The organism is Streptococcus alactolyticus (assembly GCF_042649785.1).
Lineage (GTDB): Bacteria > Bacillota > Bacilli > Lactobacillales > Streptococcaceae > Streptococcus > Streptococcus alactolyticus.
On the sequence record NZ_JBHRZX010000028.1, the window covers coordinates 1 to 6629 of the forward strand.

Here is a 6629-nt window from a genome sequence, read left to right on the forward strand (position 1 = left end):
ATAACTTTGAATCAGGCCACTACAACGTTCACGTTTACGGTGTCAGCGAAGTAACACATTCCCTTGTTGGTTTCGCTACTACTTCAGGGATTGATTTGACCTTTAATCAAAACTTGACAGCACCAACGGTTACCGTGCAAAATCATGATGCTGACAAGGGAACTTTACAAGTTAAGGTGTCAGAATGCACGACAAGTAAGGTTATCCAAGTCATTCGTGTGGCAGCATGGTCAGAAAGCGATCAATCAAACCTTCATTAGTACACAACGTCAAATCTTGTCGATGGTTCGGCAACTGTGACCGTGGATGAAAAATACCATGGTTACATCAAGGGTGATTACACCGTCCATGTTTATGTTGATTTCAAAGATGGAACAACATCAGGCTTTAACCTAGGACAATACAATTTCAATGCAGAGAAACCTGTGTAACAAACAGCTTCTTACTTCGTTGATATTAGTAGCCACAACGGTGTCATTTCTGTCAATGAATTTGTGTCGCTTAAAAATCAAGGCATCACAGGAGTTGTTGTCAAATTAACAGAAGGAACATCTTACACAACCCCATACGCCAGTGCTCAAATCAAGAATGCTCAAGATGCTGGCTTGAAAGTGTCTGCTTACCATTATTCACATTACCAAACCGAAGCAGAAGCGAAAGCAGAAGCAAAATACTTTGTGTCAGCAGCACAATCACTAGGCTTGTCAAACGCGACAGTGATGGTAAATGATATGGAATCCCCTGAAATGGTTACAGGTGGTGACATCAATAAAAACACCCAAGCTTGGAAAGAAGAGATGATTCGCCTAGGCTATGCAGATTTGGTTTATTACACTATGGCAAGCTGGTTAGACACTAAAGGTGGTGCCGTTAATACATCACAATTTGGTATGGATAATTTCTGGGTTGCTCACTATGTGTATGGCTACAACTACCTAGACCAAGAAACCGCTAAAGATTTGTCTTACTATTCAGATGCGGCGGCTTGGCAATACACAAGCGTATCACCGAAACTTCCTCATGCTTTAGATGAAAACATTGATTACACAGGTCGTTTCACTTTGTAATGGGAGATAAGACTTATGCAGGGAAAAAGAATCGTTCGTTATAGCTTTTTCGCTTGGTTATTGGTGTTATTAGCAGCGTGTTCGACAACTGCTCAACAATCTACCAACCAAAGTTCGTCCTCTCAACAAGTCAGCACTGAAAACATTAAAAGTACCACAGGATCAACTACTTCTACACTTTCTGAGGCCTCAACAACTTCTTCTGAGAATGCTACGGTTGTGGCGTCATCGACAACAGAATCAGACCTGCCCTTAGTCAATACAGGTGCTGTTTTAAAAGCAGATTACACCAGTATGGCAGGAACATGGCAAAATGCTTCTGGAGATGAATTGGTGTTTGATGACAAGGGTCTGGCAACAGAAGGTCTAACCGCAGACTTTTTGGATATAGACCAAAATGGGATTTTATTGCTTAATGTGCAAACAGGAACTAAAATAAACGAAACGGTTTATATTATTCCAGCCAACACCATCTTTCCAGAATCGTATTTGAATGGGAATCAAGACACTTCAGATACCAGCAAAGACCGATTGATTATCTCTGAAGATATTTCTTCTCAAGACTTGGCAAACAAGGTTTATTACCATGTGACAAACTAGTGGATTCTTTTTTAAAACTCACTTAAAAAAAAACAGCCCATTTGGCTGTTTTTTTTGCTATAATAGGAATGGAAAAATTAGAGGTGAAAGATGTCTTACGAGAATTTATTAAAACGTTTTTTAACGTATGTTAAAGTCAATACGCGTAGTAATCCGAACAGCACAACAGTGCCGTCAACGCAATCCCAAGTGGATTTTGCTTTGAACGTGCTAAAACCTGAAATGGAAGCTGTTGGTTTGCAAGATGTGCATTATTTGCCTAATGGCTACTTGGTTGGAACATTGCCTGCCAATGATGCGACTAAAACCCGTAAAATTGGGTTTATTGCACATATGGATACGGCTGATTTCAATGCTGAAGGGGTTAACCCGCAAGTGATTGATAACTATGTTGGTGGATCTATTGAACTTGGCCAATCAGGTTACACACTAGACCCAGCAGAATTTCCAAATCTTAATAACTACCTTGGTCAAACCTTGGTGACAACTGATGGGACAACTTTGCTAGGCTCTGATGACAAATCAGGGATTGCTGAAATTATGACAGCAATTGAGTATTTGGTGGCTCATCCTGAAATCAAACACGGGGAAATTCGTGTTGGTTTTGGTCCAGATGAAGAAATCGGTGTTGGTGCTAATCATTTTGATGTGGATGATTTTGATGTGGATTTTGCCTACACCGTTGATGGTGGTCCACTTGGTGAATTGCAATACGAAACTTTTAGCGCAGCAGCTTTAGAAGTTGATTTTAAAGGGCGTAATGTTCACCCAGGAACGGCTAAAAACCAAATGATTAATGCTTTGCAATTAGCTATTGATTTCCATAATCAATTGCCAGAAGCTGACCGTCCTGAAAATACGGAAGGATATGAAGGCTTCTTCCATCTTCACGGAATGGAAGGAACAGTTGATGAAGCGCATAGTTCCTATATTATCCGCGATTTTGAAGATGCTTCTTTTGAAGGGCGTAAGGCTCTCGTACAAGAGATTGCGGACAAGATGAATAAAGCCCTCAGCAAAGAATGTGTTTTTGTTCATTTGAATGACCAATATTACAACATGAAAAAAGTCATTGAAAAGGATATGACACCAATTGAATTAGCCAAAGAGGTCATGGAAGATTTGAACATCAAACCTGTTATTGAGCCAATTCGTGGTGGAACAGACGGTTCAAAAATTTCATTTATGGGCATTCCAACACCAAACTTGTTTGCTGGTGGTGAAAACATGCACGGTCGTTTTGAATTCGTCAGTCTTCAAACAATGGAAAAAGCAGTTGATGTGATTATTGGGATTGTCCGAAAATAAGCTCATTTAAGCGTTGCATAAGCATTAGTTGATAAAATCAAACGGTGGAGGAACATTGTGATTAAAATCTTTGGAAAGATGCGATACCATTGGCAACCTGAATTATCATGGCTGATTACGTATTGGTCAATTGCTCTTGCGCCGATGTTTATTGCATTCTCATTGTTATTTGAACGAACTAAAATACCCAACCATTTCTTTGTATTGTTTGCGACTTTTGTGATTCTAGTTGGGCTAGGTTTTCACCGCTATTTCATCATTGAAGATGATGGAAAATTAAGAATTGTGGCCTTAAATCCATTTAGACGCTCAAGAGTAGCGATAGCGCAAATTCAAACGATTGAGGTTAATAAATCTGGTATTGTGATGAAAATCAAAAACCAACCCGATCGTATCTTTTATATGCGAAAATGGCCGAAAAAATACTTCTTAGATGCTTTAGTGTTACGTCCAGAGTTTGCTGGCGAGGTCGTTTTAACAGATAATTTGATTAAGTTGGATTATTTTGAAGCTTACCATAATGAGACAAAAGCTCCTACGAAATAGTAAGAGCTTTTGTCGGGCAGTTTTTAACGGCTGTTATGGTATCAACATCTGTGCTAGGAATAACTTTTTCTAAGCTATCAGAATCAGTAAACTTAACAATGCCATCGTCGTGGTAGTCAAATACCGAAGAATAGGTCTGACATAATCCGCAGGCGATACATTGTTTTGGTATTATTTGTACTTTCATAGTATTATTGTAATATGAATTGATTGATTTAACAAGGGGACATTATGACAAAACAACCATGGGAAGAAAAAGTCGTAGAGGATAAAGACCAATCTGCTAATCGTAAAACAAAGGGCTCAGTAGTGAGCACACCTTTGTTGACCGGTTTGCTTAGTGTGTTCTTTGTGATCATTGTGGCTATTTTATTTGTTGTCTTTTACACTTCAAATCGAAGTGGTGACAAGGTATCTGAAACCTCTAATTTTTACGGGGCTTCTACAAGCAGCAGTGTCAGCACGTCATCAAGCACTGAAACATCAGAAACAACTTCTGAGGAAACACCTTCAGAAAGTGATTCGACCTCAGAGGCGCCAGCTGAGAGCACAGAAGAAACACCAGCGACTAGCCAAAGTACAGATACAACGCCTTCTTCATCAAGTACAGATACGTCTAGCAACGGTGGGACTATTACCGTATTGCCAGGTGAAGGAGCTGCATCTATTGCCGCACGTGCTGGTATTTCAGTCGACACGCTTTACCAACTCAATCCAAGTCACATGACATCAGGTTACTGGTATGCTAACCCAGGTGATGTCGTTAACGTTAACTAAGAAAGATAGAGGAATATGAAATCAATTAGAATTGCGATTGATGGTCCTGCTTCAAGTGGAAAGAGTACAGTAGCCAAGATTTTAGCACATAATCTTGGCTATACTTATCTAGATACTGGGGCTATGTACCGTTCAGCTACTTATCTCGCTTTGAAAAACAATCTTCAAATAGATGATGTGCAGGGCATTTTAAAAGCCTTGTCTGACAATCCGATCTCTTTTGGACGTGCCAAAGATGGTAGCCAAACCGTTTTTGTTGGTCAGACAGAAGTCACACGTGCCATTCGTGACAATGATGTGACGGCTAATGTGTCACATATTGCAGCTATTCCAGAAATTCGTGAAGAATTAGTTGAGCAGCAGCGTCGTATTGCCAAAGACGGTGCCATTATTATGGATGGTCGTGATATTGGGACAGTTGTCTTGCCTGATGCAGAATTGAAAATCTTTTTAATTGCGTCAGTGGAAGAACGTGCTCAACGTCGTTTCAAAGAAAATCAAGAGCGAGGAATTGCGACCGATTTTGAAACTTTGAAAAAAGAGATTGCAGAGCGGGATTATAAGGACAGTCATCGTGAGGTTTCTCCTTTGAAACCAGCTTCTGATGCCATTACATTTGACACGACAGGTGTTGACATTGATGGTGTTGTCGCATTTATTCAAGAAAAAGCAGAGAAAATGATTGACATGGCTTAACATTCGTGCTATAATTTAAAACAATGAGAAAAGCAGAAGTGAGAACTTCTCGCCTTGCGACTACGGTTGTCTGGCCCAACATGTCAAACATTCCTTATGGAATATTACGTGTGTGCGGGCTTGTTTCTCAAGTCCGTTTCGTTTTTCTCTAAAAAAATAAAGAGGTGAAGATCATAGCTAAGAAAGATCTATTCATTAACGATGAAATCCGCGTTCGCGAAGTTCGTCTCGTTGGTCTTGATGGTGAACAGTTAGGAATTAAACCATTATCAGAAGCTCAAGCAATTGCTGATGATGCTAATGTGGATTTGGTTTTAATTCAACCACAAGCTACGCCACCTGTTGCAAAAATTATGGACTATGGAAAGTTCAAATTTGAGTATCAAAAGAAACGTAAGGAACAACGTAAAAAACAAAGCGTTGTGACTGTGAAAGAGGTTCGTCTTAGCCCAGTTATCGATAAAGGTGACTTTGAGACTAAACTTCGTAACGGCCGTAAATTCCTTGAAAAAGGAAATAAGGTCAAGGTCTCTATTCGCTTTAGAGGTCGTATGATTACTCACAAAGAAATTGGAGCAAAGGTATTGGCGGAATTTGCAGAAAGAACGCAAGACATTGCTATTATTGAGCAAAGAGCTAAGATGGATGGACGCCAAATGTTCATGCAGCTTGCACCAATTTCTGACAAAAAATAATTGTCAATTTTAAACTATTTTAAGAGGAGAATTTTTAAAATGCCAAAACAAAAAACACACCGCGCATCAGCTAAACGTTTCAAACGTACAGGTTCTGGTGGATTGAAACGCTTCCGCGCCTTCACATCACACCGTTTCCACGGTAAAACTAAAAAACAACGTCGTCATCTTCGCAAAGCCGCTATGGTGCACTCAGGAGATTTCAAACGTATTAAAGCAATGCTTTCAGGTCTTAAATAAGTCTAAAGCATTTACTCAATATTATTAAGAATTATTTGGAGGAGAATATAAATGGCTCGTGTTAAGGGTGGCGTTGTATCACGCAAACGTCGTAAACGTGTATTGAAACTTGCTAAAGGTTACTATGGTGCAAAACATATCTTGTTCCGTACTGCAAAAGAACAAGTAATGAATTCTTACTACTATGCATACCGTGACCGTCGTCAGAAAAAACGTGATTTCCGTAAACTTTGGATCACTCGTATCAATGCGGCAGCTCGTATGAACGGTTTATCATACTCACAATTGATGCATGGTTTGAAATTAGCTGAAATCGAAGTTAACCGTAAAATGCTTGCTGATTTAGCAGTTAACGATGCAGCAGCTTTCACAGCTCTTGCAGATGCAGCTAAAGCTAAACTTGGTAAATAATGAGTTAAGAGAGAACATTAAACGTTCTCTCTTTTCTACCATTTGTCAAGTATATCAACGATTTCTAGAAGAAATCATTATCGGAAGCTGCTTAATTCAACCAGTAGAGAAGTTATTTCTTTGATTTAACAGAGAAAAAGTGCACAACTAAACAACACCTTAGCTAGCTACATTTTTGAAAAGGTGTTACAATAATATGACATAAACAATTTTAGCGATTTTGGGTTGAAGCGTAATCGTAAAGTTTGTTATGCGTTATGAGGTAATACATTGTCCGAATAAGGCGATG

General features: G+C 39.3%; 9 protein-coding genes, 1 pseudogene and 1 other annotated feature. Of the genes and pseudogenes, 9 read left to right on the plus strand and 1 reads right to left on the minus strand.

Translation table 11 applies throughout. The features are described from left to right. The 4 genes and pseudogenes from ACFORE_RS06395 to ACFORE_RS06410 all read left to right on the plus strand — a co-directional run. Window positions 1-1067 (plus strand): annotated as a pseudogene (locus ACFORE_RS06395) (GH25 family lysozyme); the annotation flags it as partial. Between the two features lie 15 nt (window positions 1068-1082). Beyond that, window positions 1083-1667: a DUF6287 domain-containing protein gene (locus ACFORE_RS06400; protein ID WP_264879814.1), complete on the plus strand. Its 585-nt coding sequence runs from the start codon at window positions 1083-1085 to the stop codon at window positions 1665-1667. A gap of 90 nt (window positions 1668-1757) precedes the next feature. Continuing rightward, window positions 1758-2975 carry a peptidase T gene (pepT, locus tag ACFORE_RS06405; RefSeq protein ID WP_264879813.1) on the plus strand — a complete coding sequence of 406 codons (1218 nt, stop codon included), beginning with the start codon at window positions 1758-1760 and terminating at the stop codon, window positions 2973-2975. A gap of 57 nt (window positions 2976-3032) precedes the next feature. Continuing rightward, window positions 3033-3521, plus strand: coding sequence for an EbsA family protein (locus ACFORE_RS06410; protein ID WP_167829271.1), 489 nt, complete (start codon window positions 3033-3035; stop codon window positions 3519-3521). Here the strand turns inward: ACFORE_RS06410 and ACFORE_RS06415 are convergent. After that, window positions 3511-3708 (minus strand): ferredoxin, encoded by a 198-nt coding sequence (locus ACFORE_RS06415; protein WP_154454705.1) that lies wholly within the window; start codon window positions 3706-3708, stop codon window positions 3511-3513. The genes ACFORE_RS06410 and ACFORE_RS06415 overlap by 11 nt on opposite strands. A 44-nt stretch (window positions 3709-3752) precedes the next feature. Between ACFORE_RS06415 and ACFORE_RS06420 the strand changes: the two genes are divergently transcribed. The 5 genes from ACFORE_RS06420 (at window position 3753) to rplT (ending at window position 6340) form a co-directional block, all read left to right on the plus strand. After that, complete coding sequence (locus ACFORE_RS06420) at window positions 3753-4298, plus strand: SAG1386/EF1546 family surface-associated protein (RefSeq protein WP_154454706.1); 546 nt, start codon at window positions 3753-3755, stop codon at window positions 4296-4298. Window positions 4299-4313: 15 nt separating this feature from the next. Beyond that, window positions 4314-4994 (plus strand): (d)CMP kinase, encoded by a 681-nt coding sequence (cmk, locus tag ACFORE_RS06425; RefSeq protein ID WP_154454707.1) that lies wholly within the window; start codon window positions 4314-4316, stop codon window positions 4992-4994. Window positions 4995-5018: 24 nt separating this feature from the next. Continuing rightward, window positions 5019-5145, plus strand: a sequence feature (ribosomal protein L20 leader region). Window positions 5146-5158: 13 nt separating this feature from the next. Next, window positions 5159-5689, plus strand: coding sequence for a translation initiation factor IF-3 (gene infC / locus ACFORE_RS06430; RefSeq protein ID WP_167829272.1), 531 nt, complete (start codon window positions 5159-5161; stop codon window positions 5687-5689). Between the two features lie 39 nt (window positions 5690-5728). Further along, window positions 5729-5929 (plus strand): 50S ribosomal protein L35, encoded by a 201-nt coding sequence (gene rpmI, locus ACFORE_RS06435; protein ID WP_003065422.1) that lies wholly within the window; start codon window positions 5729-5731, stop codon window positions 5927-5929. 51 nt (window positions 5930-5980) lie between these two features. Further along, entirely contained in the window at window positions 5981-6340 is a 360-nt protein-coding gene (gene rplT, locus ACFORE_RS06440; protein WP_000124839.1) for a 50S ribosomal protein L20, read from the plus strand. The last annotated feature ends 289 nt before the right edge of the window (window positions 6341-6629 follow it).

Coding starts and splice junctions, on each gene's coding strand:
- ACFORE_RS06400 (WP_264879814.1), top strand. CDS start 1,083: ATGCAGGGAAAAAGAATCGTTCGTTATAGCTTTTTCGCTTGGTTATTG.
- pepT (WP_264879813.1), top strand. CDS start 1,758: ATGTCTTACGAGAATTTATTAAAACGTTTTTTAACGTATGTTAAAGTC.
- ACFORE_RS06415 (WP_154454705.1), bottom strand. CDS start 3,708: ATGAAAGTACAAATAATACCAAAACAATGTATCGCCTGCGGATTATGT.
- ACFORE_RS06420 (WP_154454706.1), top strand. CDS start 3,753: ATGACAAAACAACCATGGGAAGAAAAAGTCGTAGAGGATAAAGACCAA.
- cmk (WP_154454707.1), top strand. CDS start 4,314: ATGAAATCAATTAGAATTGCGATTGATGGTCCTGCTTCAAGTGGAAAG.
- rpmI (WP_003065422.1), top strand. CDS start 5,729: ATGCCAAAACAAAAAACACACCGCGCATCAGCTAAACGTTTCAAACGT.
- rplT (WP_000124839.1), top strand. CDS start 5,981: ATGGCTCGTGTTAAGGGTGGCGTTGTATCACGCAAACGTCGTAAACGT.